The organism is Thiobaca trueperi, from assembly GCF_004342175.1.
In the GTDB taxonomy this organism is placed as follows: domain Bacteria; phylum Pseudomonadota; class Gammaproteobacteria; order Chromatiales; family Chromatiaceae; genus Thiobaca; species Thiobaca trueperi.
The window spans coordinates 289,995-306,893 of sequence record NZ_SMAO01000004.1 but is presented as its reverse complement, the minus strand read 5'-3'; the positions used below and the strand labels follow the sequence as shown (position 1 = coordinate 306,893).

The 16,899-nt window shown below is 63.2% G+C and carries 16 protein-coding genes; 4 read left to right on the top strand and 12 right to left on the bottom strand.

From position 1 onward, the window contains the following. Positions 1 to 34 precede the first annotated feature (34 nt). From EDC35_RS09545 to EDC35_RS09510, 8 genes are all read right to left on the bottom strand, one after another. The gene (locus tag EDC35_RS09545; protein WP_132977012.1) at positions 35 to 2,284 is read right to left on the bottom strand and encodes a TonB-dependent receptor; all 2,250 of its coding nucleotides are present in this window, start codon (positions 2,282 to 2,284) and stop codon (positions 35 to 37) included. A 45-nt stretch (positions 2,285 to 2,329) separates the two neighbouring features. Next, complete coding sequence (locus EDC35_RS09540; RefSeq protein WP_132977011.1) at positions 2,330 to 3,379, bottom strand: ABC transporter substrate-binding protein; 1,050 nt, start codon at positions 3,377 to 3,379, stop codon at positions 2,330 to 2,332. Between the two features lie 75 nt (positions 3,380 to 3,454). Then, positions 3,455 to 4,309, bottom strand: a complete 855-nt coding sequence (locus tag EDC35_RS09535) for an energy transducer TonB (RefSeq protein WP_243651581.1) — start codon at positions 4,307 to 4,309, stop codon at positions 3,455 to 3,457. Continuing rightward, on the bottom strand, positions 4,306 to 4,698 hold the full coding sequence (locus tag EDC35_RS09530) for an ExbD/TolR family protein (protein WP_132977010.1): 393 nt from the start codon (positions 4,696 to 4,698) through the stop codon (positions 4,306 to 4,308). The genes EDC35_RS09535 and EDC35_RS09530 overlap by 4 nt, the downstream gene beginning before the upstream one ends. Further along, entirely contained in the window at positions 4,698 to 5,342 is a 645-nt protein-coding gene (locus EDC35_RS09525) for a MotA/TolQ/ExbB proton channel family protein (RefSeq protein ID WP_132977009.1), read from the bottom strand. Before EDC35_RS09525 ends, EDC35_RS09530 begins: the two co-directional genes overlap by 1 nt. Positions 5,343 to 5,352: 10 nt before the next feature. Beyond that, the gene (locus EDC35_RS09520) at positions 5,353 to 5,997 is read right to left on the bottom strand and encodes a molybdopterin-dependent oxidoreductase (protein WP_165903392.1); all 645 of its coding nucleotides are present in this window, start codon (positions 5,995 to 5,997) and stop codon (positions 5,353 to 5,355) included. Between the two features lie 107 nt (positions 5,998 to 6,104). Beyond that, positions 6,105 to 8,084 (bottom strand): TonB-dependent receptor plug domain-containing protein, encoded by a 1,980-nt coding sequence (locus tag EDC35_RS09515; RefSeq protein ID WP_132977007.1) that lies wholly within the window; start codon positions 8,082 to 8,084, stop codon positions 6,105 to 6,107. A gap of 343 nt (positions 8,085 to 8,427) precedes the next feature. Beyond that, entirely contained in the window at positions 8,428 to 9,255 is an 828-nt protein-coding gene (locus EDC35_RS09510) for a TOBE domain-containing protein (RefSeq protein ID WP_132977006.1), read from the bottom strand. Positions 9,256 to 9,435: 180 nt separating this feature from the next. Here EDC35_RS09510 and EDC35_RS09505 point away from each other — a divergent pair, with 180 nt between their 5' ends. Beyond that, positions 9,436 to 9,864, top strand: coding sequence for a TOBE domain-containing protein (locus EDC35_RS09505; protein ID WP_132977005.1), 429 nt, complete (start codon positions 9,436 to 9,438; stop codon positions 9,862 to 9,864). A gap of 65 nt (positions 9,865 to 9,929) precedes the next feature. On the opposite strand, the gene modC is transcribed toward EDC35_RS09505, so the two are convergent. The 4 genes from modC to modA are packed head-to-tail and all read right to left on the bottom strand — an operon-like array spanning position 9,930 to position 13,306. Next, a complete protein-coding gene (modC, locus tag EDC35_RS09500; protein ID WP_132977004.1) occupies positions 9,930 to 11,051 on the bottom strand; it encodes a molybdenum ABC transporter ATP-binding protein in 1,122 nt (373 codons plus the stop codon). Continuing rightward, entirely contained in the window at positions 11,041 to 11,865 is an 825-nt protein-coding gene (locus tag EDC35_RS09495; protein WP_132977003.1) for a sulfite exporter TauE/SafE family protein, read from the bottom strand. Before EDC35_RS09495 ends, modC begins: the two co-directional genes overlap by 11 nt. Positions 11,866 to 11,870: 5 nt before the next feature. Continuing rightward, positions 11,871 to 12,548, bottom strand: a complete 678-nt coding sequence (gene modB, locus EDC35_RS09490; protein ID WP_132977002.1) for a molybdate ABC transporter permease subunit — start codon at positions 12,546 to 12,548, stop codon at positions 11,871 to 11,873. Between the two features lie 2 nt (positions 12,549 to 12,550). Beyond that, positions 12,551 to 13,306 (bottom strand): molybdate ABC transporter substrate-binding protein, encoded by a 756-nt coding sequence (gene modA / locus EDC35_RS09485; RefSeq protein ID WP_207896169.1) that lies wholly within the window; start codon positions 13,304 to 13,306, stop codon positions 12,551 to 12,553. A 270-nt stretch (positions 13,307 to 13,576) separates the two neighbouring features. Between modA and EDC35_RS09480 the strand changes: the two genes are divergently transcribed. The 3 genes from EDC35_RS09480 to EDC35_RS09470 are packed head-to-tail and all read left to right on the top strand — an operon-like array spanning position 13,577 to position 16,890. Continuing rightward, on the top strand, positions 13,577 to 13,894 hold the full coding sequence (locus tag EDC35_RS09480; RefSeq protein WP_132977001.1) for an ATPase: 318 nt from the start codon (positions 13,577 to 13,579) through the stop codon (positions 13,892 to 13,894). Between the two features lie 34 nt (positions 13,895 to 13,928). Then, entirely contained in the window at positions 13,929 to 14,990 is a 1,062-nt protein-coding gene (locus EDC35_RS09475) for a V0D/AC39 family V-type ATPase subunit (protein WP_132977000.1), read from the top strand. Positions 14,991 to 15,015: 25 nt separating this feature from the next. After that, positions 15,016 to 16,890, top strand: coding sequence for a V-type ATP synthase subunit I (locus EDC35_RS09470; RefSeq protein ID WP_243651579.1), 1,875 nt, complete (start codon positions 15,016 to 15,018; stop codon positions 16,888 to 16,890). Positions 16,891 to 16,899 lie beyond the last annotated feature (9 nt).

Genomic DNA, 16,899 nt, shown 5'->3' with positions numbered 1-16,899 from the left:
CAGCGGGAAGATCCAGGGACCCGGCTGCTGCTCATCAGAACTGGGCCGACAGCCCGACATAGAGCGTGCGCGGCGCGCCATACTGGTAGGTCGAACCGTTGCCAGTCACCCCGTTGAGCGCGGCGGTGTAGGCGGCGATGGCGTCGTCCGACGCGCTGATCGGGCCGATGTACTCACGGTCGAACAGATTCAGCACATTCAGCGAGAGCGTCAGGGCGCGAGTCAGGCGGTACTGGGCCAGCACATCGACCAGGGTCACCGCATCGATCCGCTCCTCGTTGAGGACATCGCCGTAACGCTCGCCGATATAGCGTGCATCGAGACCGACACCCCAGGACTGATGGTCATAGCGCACACCGAGCTTGAGCATGTGCTCGGGGGCGTCCACCACCTGTTTGTCCTGGCTGGCGATGGTGGCGGTCGAGGAGAGTGCGAGATCGTCCAGATAGCGGAAACGGTTCCAGGTGTAGTTGCCGGCCAGACTCCACGCCGGGCTGATCCGCAGGGTGCCTTCGAGTTCGACCCCGTAACGGTCGGCATCGGCGGCGTTCCAGGGGTAGCGGACACCGATAGCCGGGTCATAGATGGTGGATTGTTTGTTGGCGTGCCGTGCATAGAAGGTCGTGAGGCCGAGGCTCCAGCGATCCCGCGCATGGCGCAGACCAAGATCGATGCTGTTGGCCGTTTCCAGCTTCAGACGATCCCACAGCGACTGGAAACTGACGCCATTCTTCACGAACTGCGCCTTCTGCACGGAGTAATAGGGGAAGAGATTGACATCCAGCCCGTAACTGCGCCCAAGCCGGGTGAAGAGGCTGGTCGTGGGATCGACGCTCCAGGTCAGGCCCAGATAGGGCAGCCACTCCTCGAAGCTCCTGGCGTCGGCCGAGGCCATGGCATCGACCCCGCCGGCCGCACGCGCGGCACCGGGATCCGACAGCGTGGCGGCCTTGCCGGTGGCGGTGTAGGCAGTGAGCGCCCCCACACGCAGATCGACATAACGCAGACCGGCCTCGACGTTGAGTCTGTCGAAGGTTCCCTGGTAGCTGAGGAAGGGCGACAGTAGGCGGTGCGGATCGTGATCGGCCAGCATCTGCCAGCCATCGAAGACCAGCCCCGAACTGGTGACCCTGTACTTCTGCTGGGTGGACGGCGGACCGGGCGGCTCCTGGCTCTGGACCCAGAATCCGGGTTTGAGGCTCTGCGTCGGCGTCAGTTGCCAGTCCACCTGGGTCAGCACGCCCAGGTTGTCATGGTCGATCATCCAATTGACGACCCGGCTCCTGGCCGCATCCGTGGCGTTGATCGAGCTGAACCAGTAGTTGCCGGTCTCGCTGAGATAATAGGGCTTGATCGAAAGCTGCACGTCTTCGGCCAGGCGCGTGCGCAGATTGGCGTAGACGAAGCGATCGATGAATGCCTGGCGGTTGTAGTCGTAATAATCGACACGGGCCGGATCGTTCGACCAGTCGCGCTTGAAATTGGCGAAGTTGCTGGCGGTGGCGTAATCGAAGAAACGATAGTTGTGCCGCTCGTCCTGACTGTAGCCGGCATAGAGCTCGGCCTGCCAGGCCGCGCCGCCATCCAGGGCCACCCCGCCGAAGAGATTCTGGCGCTCGAAGTTGCCCTCCCCTTTCCATTTATCCCCATCGTTGATACTTCCCGACAGAAATCCGGAGAAGAGACCATGCCGCCCGCTATCCTGACGGAAGAAGAGGCGTTTGAAGTCGTCGCTGCCGCCCTCCAGTCTGAGCTGACTGGCGGCGGTCGCCTGGGGACCGAGCGTCGTCAGATTGATCTTGCCCGGCAGATTGCTGAAACCCAGCGACTTGTCCACGGGTGCCGCGCTCCGGTAAACGCTGATCCCGGAGACGTTTTCCAGATCCAGAATGCCCTTGCTCCCGCCTGGATTGACGGTGAGGGGCAGGTCGTCGATGTTGCGCGAAGAAGAGGGGCCGGTCTGACCGACGCCACGGATCTTGATGGTTTCGTGAAAACCGACCTCGGTCAGACCGTGCGGGTCGGCGCTCTGGAAATTGACCGAAGGCGTGTCGGCGATGGCCTTGAATGGCGATGACGCGGACGGCCCGGCCGCCTCGCGCACGGCACGGGCATCGAGCCGCGTGACCGTGGCGGTCGCGCCCAGATCAGGCAGCCGGTTGTCTTCTGCGACGACGGTCACCTCAGGCAGATCGGTGGTCCTGGCGTCCGCGAGACCGACTGTCGGGCCCAACAGCGAGCAGGTCACGCACAGCCCCATGGCTGTACTGCGGTGATGGGTCATGATCGTTCACTCCAGTTCAATATAACGCTGCGCGGCATTCAGGGCTCAGCCCTGCCCCAGGATGTCGCGGACATCCACCGCTTCCGGCTTCACGCCCAGAAAGAGTTCGTAGAAGGACTTGATCTCCAGGTCGGCATCCCAGGGGAAACGCTCCGGATAGAGCCGGTTGGCGAACCACTGGATGGCCAGCGCACGCATGAAGGACGGTGGACGTCCCAGCCAGTTGAAAGGCTTGGTGGGCCCGAGATGGACCTGTCCCTCGCGCACCGCGCGCAGCGCGTTCCAGGCCGGATCGGTCTTGATGTGGGTGAGGAATCTGGCATCGTCGGCGAGGATGACATCTGGATCGAGCGTCTTGATCTGGTCCAACGTCATCTTTTCGCGTCCGCACATCGCCTGGGTTTTGCAGTCCATTACGTTCTCGCCACCGGCCAGGCCGATGACCTCGGCATGGAAGGAATCGGCGCATTCGGTCAGCAGCCCATCCGGACCTTCAGCGAAATAGACCCGCTTGCGCTCGCCGTCCGGGATGGCGCCCACCGCCTGCTCGACGCGGGTCATGGCGTCGCGGATGGCGCTGGCGAGCCGGGTCGCCCGCACCTCTTCGCCGATCGCCTGACCGACCAGTTCCAGGGCGGCGGGATAGTCGGCCAGCCGCGCGAGATGGACGAAGAGACCGGGCGTGCCGAGCGTCCGGAAGGTCTCCTCGACCCGCCGGGCGTCGATGAAGGGTATGTCCCAGGCGATGCTGATCTGGGGCGCGGCACGCGCCAGGAGCTCCGGGTTCGGCGGCGGACCTTCACCCGTATAGCGTCCGACGATGGGCAGATTCATCACCTCCGGCCTGATATAGGCCGCATCCTCCGGCTTGAAGGGAAAGCTCAGGGTCACGAGCTTGCCGGGATCAATGGCGTAGACCAGCGGCACGATGGGCGGGGTGGCGGCGAAGACCCGATCCACCTGATCGGGGATCTGGACATGACGGCCGGTCATATCGACCAGCTCGGCGGCCTGGGCGGCGATACCGGTGAGGATCAGCGCCGTCGCGAGCAGAGGGCGATGGCTGGGAAAAGGAGAGCGAAAAACACTTTGCATCAGACAACTTCCTTCATGGGTTGGCGATCGAGCAACCGCATGGCAGAGCCAGCGGAATCTCTGTCAAAACAGGCGTTATTGATTGAGTTTGAATCGAATGGGAATACGCACCCAGGCGGTGATCGGCTGGCCGTTCTGGCGTGCGGGCGTAAAGCGCCAGCGCCTGACCGCCCGGATGGCGGCCTGATCGAGACTGGAGACGCCCGAGGAGCCGGCAAGATGGACTTCGCTGGCCCTGCCCCCAGCCGTGACCAGCACACGCAGAGAGACTGTCCCCTCCTGACGCGCGCGGCGCGCCGTGTCCGGATAGCCGGGCGCAGGATTATTCAGATAGGCCGCAGGCGAAGTGGGACCACTGCTGGCGGCCCGCTCCTGACCGGTGGCGGTGCCCGCTGCGCGTCCCTTGCCGGGCGCGCCAAGGTTGCCCGCAGTCGCCTGATCCGCCCTGGTTCGACTCCTGTCCGGCTGCGCCATCGCCGGCTTCGACCTGGTTTTGGCGACCTGCTTCGGCTTGGCCTTAACCTTGGGTTTTGGCTTCGGCTTCGGTTCAGCTTGCGGCGGCGGGGTCGGTCTGGCGATGGCGACCGCAGGTTCCGGATCAGGCGGCGCCAGGTCGCGCGGTTCCGGGTCGGGTGGATCTGGCGGAGGCGGCTCCGGGACGACCGGCTCGGATTCCGGGGGGGACGGCGGAGCCGGTTCGGGCTCCGGCTCTGCCACGGAAGAAAGGCCGCCCGCCATACCGGCCGCAGCGGATTCGGCCAGCATGGGGACGGCAACCAAACTAACCTCGATCGGGGCGCTCGGGGTTTGAATCATGCGTGGTGACGACCAGGCCGCGAGCCCGGCCAACACCGCGCCTTCGGCCAGCATGGCGATGGAGACGGCCAGCCACAGCGGCAGACTGGGCAGTGGTGCGCTGGCCCGTGTCACGCATCCGGCTCCCGGGTCGCAATACCGATGCGGCTGATGCCGGCGTGACGGCAGGTGTCCATGACCGTGACCAGATCGCTGAGCGCCGCCTCCTCGGCCCCGGCGATGACCACACGGGACTCCGCGCCCCGCTCGCGCAGCAGCGTCGCGAGCTGTTCCAGGCTCAGGCTCTGCCGATCGACGCTGATCATTCCCGCCGCGTCCAGACTGATCACGACCTGTGGCGATTCCAGATGCTCCGCGCTGGAGCTGGCCGGCAACCGGCTGCCGATCCCGCTGGCAGGGATCATGTTGAGCGTGACCAGGATGAAGAACACCAGCAGGAAGAACATGATGTCGATCATGGGCACGATCTCGATCCGTGCCTTGCGACGCTGGAAATAACGCATCAGCCTGCTCCAGCGCCTTTGACCGGGGCTGGCGGTTGCCCGAAACGGTTGACCAGCATCACCTTGAGCGTGTCGAGCTGGTGGACCGCGAGGCGGACCCGTTCGCTGAGTCCGTTGAAAAACACCAGCCCGATGACCGCGATCAGCAGCCCGGCGGCAGTCGCCACCAGGGCCTCGGCCACCCCGCCGGTCACCGCATTGGGCGAGGCACCCGGTTCGGTCAGGACATGGAAGGCGTGGAACATGCCGATGATGGTCCCGAGCAGTCCGAGCAAAGGGGCCAGCGTGACCGTGGTATCCAGCACCCAGAGACGCCGGTCGAGCAGCGGGACGTGACGCAGGATCACCTCGTCGAGCCGGTTGGTCAGCAGATCTTCAGACGCTGGCGGCAGCGCCAGCGTGGTTTCCAGCAGCACGCCGTGCAGAGGCCTGGCCTGCGTGTCACGGATCCATTCCAGCCCGGAACGATCCCCAGCCGCTAGTGGGGCCAGCGCCTGAGTCAGCGCCTCGCCCTGGCGCGTGACATGGCGCAGCACCCAGGTGCGCTCGACGATGACCGCCAGCGTCACCGTCAGCAGTCCCACCATCAGATAGAGGATGCCGCCCGACTGATCGGCCAGGTGCAGCCAGTAGGAAAGATTCATCCCTGTCTCCTCAGCGGCCGAGCGGCCTGACCTCGATCTCGTTCAGCCAGCGCACATGACGCGGCCCGGTGCGCTGGTCCGTGGTCGAGATGAGTGCGATGCGGCCCTCGGCGTCGTCGAGCGGCTGGCCGTCCTTGCTGAAATAGACGATGACCTGATCGCCCACCGTAGAATTGAAGATCTCGGCCCAGGAGAAGACGGCGATGTAGTCGTCCGTCGCCCTGGCGATGATCGCCATCCGGCGGAAATGATGCGGCGTGAGCGCCTTGAGCTGGGCCTGCTCCAGGATGTCGCGGAGCCGCACGCCACGCAGATTCTGCCGCTTGCCGAGATTGGCACCGCTCTCGCAGATCATCTCGAACTCACCGATCTGCTGCGGCGGAAACCGCTCCAGATCCGCGACGGAGAGGGTGCGCGGGTTGACCACGGCACCGGTGATGGCGAGGGTCTCGGAGATCGCACCGCGTTTCGGCGCGATCAAGGATGGCGTGGAAACCGGGGCAGGCGCCGGTGTGGAGACCGGCGCCCCGGCAACCGGCATCGCGACCGGCGCAGGGATCTCTGGCGCGCTCGGCGACGATTCCCTGTGGATCAGCGCCGCCAGGGCGAGGGTCAGCAGGGCGATGACGAACAGAGGCTGTTTCAAAAGTGACATGATGGATTGACTCCTAAACCGCGCCCGGCGCGGTATGCGATGTTTTGGGATTGGGTCGGCCTTGGCAGAATTGACGACTGCTTGATCTGGCGCGGTTTAAACGTGGATCAGAACTCATAACGCGCGTTGACGAACCACATGCGCCCCGGATTGGGGAAGCCGTCCGCCAGCGCGTAATCGGCATCGGCCAGATTGTCCAGCCGCGCCTCGATGACCAGCGCCTCGACCGGTTTGAAGGCGAGCTTGAAATTGGCCGTGGTGTAACTGTCCAGCTCGACGGTCTGAGAGTCCCAGCGCGGACCTTCATGCTCGACGAAGAGCACGGCCTCCCAGCGCTCGGCAGGGCGGAACGTGGCATGGGCGGTGAGCTTGCGATCCGGGACGCCGGTCAGACGGGTGTTGTCACTGCGATTCTCACGGTCGAGCAGGGTCAGATTGCCGCCAACCTCCCAGCGTTCGCCGATCGGCGCGGCCACATCCAGTTCAAAACCGGCGATGCGGACCTCACCGACGTTCTGCATCTGGTATTTCCCCGGCACGACATTGTTGACCTGCTGAATCAGATCGGTCACATCGCTGAGAAAGACGGCACTTTCCACCTGAATCTGGCCCCAGGGATTCCCCTGATAGCCGATTTCATAGTTGATGGAACGCTCCATTTCGAGGTCCGGGTTGGGAATGGCGGTCCCCAGACGCAGCGAGTAACGGTCCTTGAGCGTCGGAAAGCGGCTCTTGGTGGCGACCGTGGCATAGAGTCGCCCCACCCGGTCGAGATCCCAGAACAGACCGCCCTGACCATTGGTGGCGGACTGCACGCCCGGTGTCGGAACCGGGTCGCTGGATTTGTAGACAGTGTCGGCCTGCAACTCGCTCCAGGCAGCGCCGAGCGAGAGGGTCAGGTTCTTCGCGAGACTGACGTTGTCCTCAAGCCCGACCGAGGTCAGGGTGTCCTCGAAGTGTTCGGTGAGCCTGATGGTGTCGTCGGCCTCGTGATCGTCCTGCTTGAGCTGGACGCTGAGCCCGATGTCGTGACGGCTGAGACGGGTCGAACGCAGTTCCACCGAGCCGCCGAGGGTGCGGTCGTTGTAGACGCTCTTGCCCGCCGGCCCGACGTTGCCGCGTCCCGAGGTTCTGAGTTTGGTGTAGGTCTCGTCGGTGTAGGACGTGACCGCGTTGTCGTACTCGTCCTGATAGAGGCGCACCTTGAGCGATTCGCTCGCGCCGAGCGCGGTGTTCGAGATGAAATAGAGGCTCTCCTTGTCCCAATAGGGCCAGCGCCAGTAGCGTGCCGCCGCCGGGTCCGTGGAAGGCGGCTGTCCTTTCTCGCCATTCTGCCTGTAGTAACTCAGCGCGTATTCGTCGGTGGCATTGGGCGTCAGACCGACCTTGAGCGACAGCTTGTCGTCACTGCGGTCGGAATTGTTCCGCCTGCCCCCGTCCTCGGTGGCGGTGGGCGTGAAGTCGGACGAGAGCCGAAAGAAATCGCTGTCGATCCAGGAGGCGCCGGCCTGGACATACCAGAGACCCTGGTTGCTGCCGACATTGGCCGAGGCCGACCGTTCGGTGCCGTCGCCGAAGCCGATGCTGACATCACCCTCCAGCTCGGCGGTCGGTTTGCGCGAGATGAGGTTGATCGCCCCGCCCAGCGCGTTGGGGCCATAGGCGACCGAGCTGAAACCCTTGGCGACCTGGATGGCCGACAGATCCGCCGTGGTGAAGCGGTTGAAATCGACATAGCCGTCATAGGGGACATAGACCGGGATGCCGTCGATGAAGAGCGGCACCTGACGCGAATCGAAGCCCCGCACGAAGACCGTCTTTTCATTGCGCGAGTTGGTCGAGACGGTCACCCCGGAGAGCAGATCGAGCGCATCGCCGACGTTGTCGCGGTTGAAGCGGTGCATGTCGTCCAGCGTCACCAGGGATGACACCTGATCCGTGCCGATGGCGCCCAGCGCCACGGGTGCGGCGGTGACGTTGATGACACCGAGATCATAGACGGGTGGCTTGGACTCGGCCTGTGCACCCACGGCGAAGCCCAAAAGGGCCAGGGCAATGGTCCGGTCGAGGCATTGATGTTGAGTCAAGGTCGGTCTCTCTCTACAGCTTGGTGAATGAAGCGGATGGATCGCAGACTCGTCCACCCAATCGCTATACTTTTTTCAACATAACGAATCGCGACACCAGATCCGGGCTCGCACGCCAGTGACATGGCGATTAAGCATATTCGATGCCACTTTTTTAAAGCGCCCTCATTTGCCATTAAGCGATTGTTTTAAAAATATAAATAAATCCGACCGGAAAACAGCGCACAGCGGATGAGGCAGAAATGAGGCGAATGCGACGCTTCGTTATCATTTTTTGTATATAACGAAACATTGTCCGGCAACCGACACGGCATTCCGCAACGAGACCGGGAAACGGCCTGCGTCAACCCAGGGTGGCGAGGATCACGCTGGTGGCCTGAAACATCGCGCCGACCTGAGCGCCCACCTCCAGTCCGAGTCGGGCCGCGCTGTCCCGGGTGATGAGTGCGGTGACGGTGCGCCCGCCGGAGATGGACAGGGTCACTTCCGTATTGACCGCACCCTCATGGATGCGCTTGATCGCGCCCCACAGATGATTGCGGGCCGAGGTGTGAAGCCCCGGTTCGGTCGAGAGTAGAACGGAGGACGCCTTGATGAAGGCATGGACTTCCCTGCCGACCGTCAGGGCCAGATTCTCCGCACTTTCACGGGTGATGACTGCCGTCAGCTCCAGCCCCTCATCGACCCGCAGCCGCACCTCGGTACTCACCTGGCTGTGGTTCAGAGCCGAGATGCTGGCAATGAACTGATTGCGTGCGCTGGTTTTCATCGCCATGCGGCGCAACAGCAGACGGCACTGCCGGAGATCAGCCGCTTCGGTCAGGTCCGCGTCGCGCGACAGCCGCTCCATCGCTTCCTGATATTCCTCCTCGACCGCGCGAAACATGGCGATGAGCCGGGCGCCATAGGGCGTCAGATGGGTTCCGCCGCCGTGGCGTCCACCCACCGAACTCTCCACCAGCGGCGCTTCGGCGAGATTGTTCATCGCATCGATGGCATCCCAGGCCGCCTTGTAGGACATGGGCACGGCCTTGGCAGCACGGGAAATGGAGCCATGCCGCGCGATGGCCTCCAGGAGACGGATCCGGGTATCGCCGAGGAAACTGCCGAGTGCGGTATCGATCGACAGCCGGCTGACCAGTCTGGTCGATTGGGTGCGGTTCGAGATCATGCGGATGACGCTATATTTAATTTAATATAGCGATGAGTATACCCGGATCGCGGCTCATCGAAACAGACGCGGTTCGCTATGGTGGTCAATACCGACCGCTTTGCTCTAGATTGCATCACCCGTCTGCGATTGATCGAGACGGGTTCCCAAGCCCCATTGAATCGAAAAGTGAGATCCAAGATGAAAATCAGTGCACGCAATATTTTTCGCGGTCAGATCGAGTCCGTTAAGACCGGCGCCGTCAACAGCGAAGTGGATCTCCTGCTGTCCGGTGGCGAAAAGCTGGTGGCGATGGTGACCAACGAGAGCGTCCAGTCGCTCGGCTTAGCCGCTGGCAAAGAGGTCGTCGCACTCGTCAAGGCGTCCTCGGTGCTGGTCATGACCGACGATTCAGGCATTCGTCTGAGTGCGCGCAACTGTCTGGCCGGAACGGTCAAAACCGTGACCGCCGGCCCGGTGAGCGCGGAGATCACGATCACGCTGGCTGGCGGCGCTGAAGTCCACGCCACCATCACCCACAACGCCGAGACCGAGCTGGGACTCAAGGAAGGCAGCGCGGCGACGGCGGTCTTCAAGGCATCGGCCGTGATTCTGGGCGTGCCGGCCTGATCCTCCAGCGGCCCTGAGTGATGAGGGCCAGGGCCGGCGTCATCGCGACGCCGGCTGTTCCGTTTTCAGTCCATCAGGGCCACCGTCTTCACTTGCGCAAAGACGGGCTGCCCCACCTGCAACCCCAGACGGACGCAGGAATGACGGGTGATGCGCGCAAGCAGCGATGTGGCCGGATCATCGCCGACTGCGAGCCTGATCAGGACCTGCGCCTGTTCGATCTCCCGCAGTTCCTGAATGCGCGCGGGCAGGATGTTGAGAATGGTCGAACTGGCGGGCTCAACCAGAGCAAGACTGACATCGCGGGCATGGATGCGTGCCCGTACCGTCGCGCCCACCGGACGTTCCAGACGACCCAGCCACAGGCAACCGCCCGCGAAGGCAACGCGGGTCAGGGCGTCCCTGTCGTCGTGGCCCGCGATGGTGCATTCGATGAGTGCGCTGGCATCCTGATCCTGAGCCAGCGGCAGATCCGTCCGGCTGAACACCTCAGCAATGGGGCCAACCGCCAGCGCCCTCCCCTGCTCCATCAGCACCACCGTATCGGCCAGCCGGGCGACCTCGTCCGGCGAATGGCTGACATAGAGCACCGGAATCTCCAGTGCGTCATGCAACCGCTCCAGATAGGGCAGAATCTCATACTTGCGCTTGAGATCCAGTGCCGCGAGTGGTTCGTCCATCAATAGCAGCGCCGGCTGGACCGCCAGCGCGCGGGCAATGGCGACACGCTGACGCTCGCCGCCGGAGAGCTGATGCGGGCGACGGTCGAGCAGATGGGCGATGCCGAGCAGATCGATGACATCTCTGAGCGCCGCCGGATCCATGGCGTTGGCGGTGCGTTTCATGCCGTATTCCAGATTGCGCCGTGCGTTCAGGTGAGGAAAAAGGCTTGCCTCCTGGAAGACGTAACCGAGCGGACGCTGGTGCGTGGGCAGAAAGGTCTCGCTGTCCTGCCAGATGCGGCCATTGACGCTGAGATGACCATTCGGCACGCGCATCAGCCCGGCGATCAGCCGCAGCAGCGTGGTCTTGCCCGAGCCGGAATGACCAAAGAGGGCGGTGACGCCCTGACCGGGCAGATCAAGATCCACGTCGAGCGAAAAATCGGGGTAATCGACGCGGAAGCGGGCGTGGATCTGATCGGTCTCGATGGCAGCAGAAACCTGAGCCTGTTGGTTAGTGGGCATGCTGAAACACCTTGATCGCGGAAACGAGCAGGATGACGCCCAGGGCCGTCATCAGCACATCCGCTGGTATAACGCCCAAGAGCAGACCACCAATCGCCGCACCAAGGATCGACCCCGCCGCCAACCATCCGAATAGCACCGATTCCCGTTTTAAGACGCTAAAAGCGCCGGACTGGCTGTAGCGCGTGAAACCGACAATCATAGTCGGCAGACTGATTGCGAGAGACAGACTGCCGGCCAGCTTGATATCGAGACCATAGAGCAGAACCAGGGTTGGAATCAGCAGTTCGCCGCCAGCCACGCCCAGCAGCGCCGCCACCATACCGATGCCCAGACCGGCAGCGAGTCCAGCCAGCCAGCGCAGCAGGCCAGCGTCCAGCAAGGCTGGTCCATTCCCGCCCAGACCGAGCCAATAATGGGAGAGCATCAGCAGAGCCAGCAAGACCAGGAGCACCAATATGATCCGGTCGCGCCAGCGCCGCGACAGACGCATGGCATGCCCAGCCGCCCACCAGGCACCGACCAGACTGCCAGCGAGCAGGTTCAAGGCGATATCGACATGCGCCCACAGCACCGAGAATGAAATAGTGTCGGCACGAAACAGCAGTGCAAAGGCGACGACCACCAGACTCGTCGCCTTGTTGAGAATGACCGCCTCCAGGGTCGGCAGCCGGAAGCGTCCGACCAACACCGGCAAACGGAACTCCGCCCCGCCCAGACCGATCAGACCGCCGAGCGTGCCAATCACGGCGCCCCAGCCAAAACCCGCCGCGCCGCGCCCGGAGAGGACGCGCGGCCAAATTGATCCTGTCATCTGCTTCAGAATTTCCGCTGATTGGGATTGAGGGTATAGAGCGCCAGCAACACCAGGAAGGAGAAGATCACCATGCTCGCCGCCAGCCAGTGCGCCTCACCGTATTCCATTGCTTCCACATAATCGAAGATCTGCACCGAAACGACACGGGTCGCGCCAGGGATATTGCCGCCGATCATGAGCACCACGCCGAACTCGCCGACGGTATGAGCGAAACCAAGAATGGCGGCAGTCAGAAAGCCCGGTCGCGCCAGCGGCAGCACAACCGTGAAGAAGCGATCCCAGGGACCGGCGCGCAGGGTGGCGGCGACCTCCAGCGGACGTTCGCCCAGCGCCTCAATGGCGTTCTGGATCGGCTGCACCACAAAGGGCATGGAATAGAAGACCGAGGCGACCACCAGTCCCCAAAAGGTGAAGGGCAGCAGCCCGATGCCGAGCCATTGGGTGAACTGCCCGACAGGGCCGTTCGGCCCCATCGCCACCAGCAAGTAGAAACCGAGCACGGTCGGCGGCAGCACCAGCGGCAGCGCCACCACGGCGCCGACCGGCCCTTTCCAGCGCGAGCGGGTGCGCGCCAGCCACCAGGCGATGGGCGTGCCGATCAGCAGCAGGAGCAGTGTCACCAGACTGGCGAGACGCAGGGTCAGCCAGATGGCCTGAAGATCGGCATCGGAAAAGCCCATGGTCAGGGGATTGCGTAACCGAAGGAACGGATGATCTCCTTCGCCTTGTCGCCCTTCAGATAGTCCATCAAGGCGGTCGCAGCGGCGTTGTTCTCACCATTCTTGAGAATCACGGCATCCTGACGGATGGGTTTGTGCATGTCGGCGGGCACGATCCAGGCCGAGCCTTCACCGATCCTGCCGTCCTTGAAGACCTGCGACAGGGCGACAAAACCCAGTTCGGCGTTACCGGTACTGATGAACTGATAGGTCTGTGCGATGTTTTCGCCCTGGACCAGCTTTGGCGTGATCATCTGGTCGATGGAAAGCCCTTTCAGAACCTCCATGGCGGCGGCGCCATAGGGTGCGGTCTTGGGGTTGGCGATGGCAAGCTTGCGGAATTGGTTCCGTCCCAGCACCTTGGGGCCATCCTTGATGAGGTCGGGATCGGCGCTCCAGAGCACCAGAGTGCCGATGGCATAGGTGAAACTGCTCCCCGTTTTGGTCATGCCCTCCGCTTCCAGCTTGGCCGGGGTCGCGTCATCGGCGGACAGCAGAACCTCGAAGGGTGCGCCATTCTTGATCTGGGCGTAGAACTTGCCGGTCGCACCGAAGGCAACCTCGGCAGTATGCCCGGTGTCCTGATTGAACGCCTCGGCGATGAGCTTCATCGGTGCGGTGAAGTTGGCCGCGACCGCGACCTTGACCTCGTCGGCCAGCGCAGCGGTGCTGGCGCTGATCAGCATGAGTGCCGCCAGACCTGATTGCATCAATTTCATGGTGAATACCTCTTGGTAAGTGAGTTGCATGCGTCTCATTGCATTGAAACGTCTTCATTCGTTATATCACGAAGCAATAGCGCCTCACAATCGGGAGGCCGGAGCGACAACCCGGCGCAGCAACAGCAAAGGGCGGACGATCAGTCACTGCTCACTCCGTCCTTCCTCTATAATCATTCTCTGCCCGTGGCGGCGTGAGCCTTCACGATCCATTGCAGGGTGGCTCCGCTCCGCACAGGTTTCAGCCCCGACCAGACCAGGCACACAGCAATGGATGACACACTTTCCCGACTGCTCGATGCCGAAATGCGTGCCGAGGCGCTCGCCAGCCAGGCGGAAGCGGAACAGGAGCGCATCATCCAGCAGGCGCTCGCCGACACCAGGGCGGATAACGATCGCTTCACGGCGCGTATCCCCGAGCTGCATCGGTCATTCATCGCCAAGGCGGAGGAGCGGGCCGAGCAGACCGTCGCCGAGCTGCGGCGACGTTATGACGAGCGTCACATCCAACTGCGCAATCAGGCTGAACAGCGCGAAGAGGACGCCCTGGAGGCCGCCTTTCAGATCCTGATCGGCCCCGAGCGTTAGCGGGTTTGACTGACTTCACACGCAGAGCCGCCGCATGAGCCACACCGCCGGGCAAGCCTATCTGAATACGCGGGTATCGGTGATGTCGATCCGGCTTTTCTCGCCCGAACTGCGCGTCTCCCTGTCCCAACTGTCGCTCCCGGCGCTGGCCGAACGCTTTGGCCTGTCCGCCCTGCTGGACGAACAGCCTTCGATTGCGGCGCGCAGCCGTGCCATCGAACAGAGCCTGATCCAGGTGCTGCTGACTGAATTGCAGGTGCTGGCGCACCCCATGAGCCCCGCCGAACGCGCCCTGCTGCTGGCCTGGGGGCGCCAGTACGCGCTCTTCAACCTCAAGGCGCTGATTCGCGGCAAGCTCTATGCGCTGGATCAAGAGGCGATCCGCGCCAATCTGTTTGAACTGCCCGGGAGCATCCGTCTGCCACTGCCCGAACTCCTGCGGGCCGAAAACGTGCTGGAGCTGCTGCGTCAACTGGAAAACGGCCCTTACCATCAGATCGCGCGGCAGGCGCGCGAGGTCTATGAGCGTCAGCGCGAACCCTTTGCCCTGGAGGCCGCCATCGATCAGCGTTATTACACCGAGATCGTGCGTCGGGCGATGGGCTTCCATCATCAGCATCTGGACTCGCTGCGGCGTCTGATCGGCGCGGAACTGGATCGGGTCGCGCTGCTCTGGCTGCTGCGTTTCCGTTTTTCCTATCGTCTCTCGCCGTCCGAGACCTATTATCAACTGGTGCCATCAATGCGTCGTCTGACCCGCGAGCGACTCCTCCATCTGGTCAATCTCGACACCTTCGAGCAGGTCATCGCGGCGCTGCCACCACGTCTGCGCACCTTGCTGGCCGAATGCCAGACGATCTCCGAGGTCCAACAGCGCATCGGTCATCACACCCGACGCGAGGCGCGCGGGGTGCTGGCGCGCAGTCAATCGGCAGTGGCGCGCGCCCTGGCCTATCTGATGCTTCGCGAATCCGATCTGATGCGGCTGTTCGCGGTCGTGCAGGGGCGATTGCTGCAATTCCCCGAGCAGGCGATCGAGGCCGCGCTGGATCTGACCGAGCCGTCCGGCAACCCCGTCAATACAACCAGGCGGTGACTGAGTCATGTTGAGGTCCACGCCAATGAAACACGTCCGTCTGCTGGTCCTGACCGAGGATCTGCCGCAGGCGTCACTGGCATTGGCCGAGACCCGGTGCTTTCACCCGGACACCCGTCCGCCCACCGAAACCCGGCTCGACACCCTGCCCGGTCGCGAATACTGCGAGATCTTCAACCAGGCAAAATCGCGGCTCGACAAGATCGCGCGTCTTGTCCCGCTGGATACGGCGTCCGCAATCGATGCCATGCGGGTGGTCGAAGTGGCCGAACTCAGCGCCTTGAACGACTGGCTGGGCCGGCTCTGGGGCGAGGCGTCCGGTTATGAAGAAGATTTCCGGCGACTCGACGACGAAGAGCGGCTGGTGAAGGAGCAGCAGACGGCGCTGGAGAATTTCGCCCATCTGAACATCGATCTCGGCATGCTGCGCACCAAGACACGCTTTCTGGATTTCTATGTCGGACTGGTCCCGCGCGAGAACCTGCGCCAACTGGAGGGCGCCACCGGCCTGGCGAAGCATATCCTCCATGTTTACATGCAGCAGGGCGACACCGCCCATGTGGTCATCGTCGGCCCTCCCGGCGCTCGCCAATCGCAACTCGCCGCCGTGCTCGCGGCAGCCGGCTTCCAGAACCTGCCGATTCCCCGCGAACTGGATCGCGAGCCGGCGGCACTGCAACAGGATCTGGCGCGCCGGCTGCTCGACATCGAAGCGCAGCGTCAATCGCTGCGCAAGACCCTGGAGGGCTGGGGCGAGCCTTTCCACGATACGCTGCTGGCGGCCCGACACACCCTGATGCTGGCCGAGCCACTGGTCACGCTCGATCCCTCGCTGCGCAGCGCCGGACAGCTTGCCCATCTGGCCGGCTGGGTGCCGGTAAGCGCCGTCGCGCATCTGGAACAGCGTCTGCGTGCGTCGCTGCATCATCCATTCGACCTCACCAGCCGCGACCCCCTGCCCGACGAACGCCGGCTGGTGCCGACCATGCCGGTCACGAACCCGCTGCTCGCCCCCTTCGCGATGCTGGTCAACCAGTATGGCATTCCCGCCTATGGCGAAATCGATCCGACCCCGCTGTTCGCCGTCACCTTTCTGCTGATGTTCGGCAGCATGTTCGGTGATGTCGGCCAGGGCGCCGTGATCGCCGGAACCGCCTGGTCTTTTCGCGACCGACTCGGGCGTTTCTGGCCCTTTGGTCTGATGGCGGGGCTGTCGTCGATGGTCTTCGGCTTGCTCTTCGGCAGCCTGTTCGGCTATGAGCATATCCTGCCCGCGCTCTGGATGAGCCCGCTCAGTGACCCGCTGCTGATGCTCTCCATCGCGCTCGGCTGGGGTGTGGTCTTTCTCACTGTCGCCTGTCTGCTTGCCATCTATAACCGGCTCGCCATCGGCAACCGGGCGGACGCCCTGCTCGGCCATCATGGCGTCGTCAATCTGATCTTTTATCTGTCGCTGATCGCCGGGAGTCTTCGGGTGGCGCGGGGCGACGGCTTCGGCTCAGTGCCCGCCGCGCTGATCGCCAGCTCGCTCCTCACGCTCGGCTGGCAGAGCTGGCGGCACCAGCAGGCATCCATCGGCGAAAAGATCCTGGTCGTCTTCATCGAAACCCTGGAGACGGTCGTTGGCTATGTCTCGAATACGCTATCTTTCCTGCGTGTCGCGGCCTTCAGTCTCAACCATGTCGCCCTCTCGATTGCCGTCTTCACCCTGGCCGGGATGATGGGTGACTTCGGTCATGTGCTCACCGTCATCCTCGGCAATGTCTTCGTGCTGGTGCTTGAAGGCGGGATCGTCATGATCCAGGTGATGCGTTTACAGTATTACGAAGGTTTCTCGCGCTATTTTTCCGGTGACGGACATCTGTTTGCACCGCTGCGGTTTCGCCCCTTGAACCACTGACCAAGAGTC